The 242-nt window shown below is 51.7% G+C and carries 1 protein-coding gene; it reads right to left on the bottom strand.

Features of this window, described 5'->3' with window-relative positions:
• Nucleotides 1-209: type IX secretion system plug protein domain-containing protein (locus NR201_RS22605; RefSeq protein WP_256850201.1), on the bottom strand; the 209-nt coding region annotated here is incomplete at its 3' end.
• Between the last annotated feature and the right edge of the window lie 33 nt (nucleotides 210-242).

The raw sequence follows: 242 nt of genomic DNA, 5'->3' as shown, positions 1-242 counted from the left end.
CTGCCGTCCCAGTCGATACGCTCTAGTCCCATAGAAGGGTGGTTGACGTCGAGCATCTCGAACTTCCGATATTCGTTGCCGCCGTTGAAGATAAAATTGCGGTTGTGTAGCCATTGCAGTCCGTCGTCCATCACATACTGCGGTTTGGCATTGACCACTGCGTTGTCCCATCTGCCGTTTTGCATGACCACGGTCTTGATCTGAGTCATGGGGTCAGTCACGTTCAACTGACTATACTTCAC

It is taken from the genome of Pantoea sp. Fr-CA_6 (assembly GCF_024520895.1).
Lineage (GTDB): Bacteria > Pseudomonadota > Gammaproteobacteria > Enterobacterales > Enterobacteriaceae > Pantoea > Pantoea agglomerans.
This window is presented reverse-complemented; position numbering and strand designations above follow the sequence as displayed.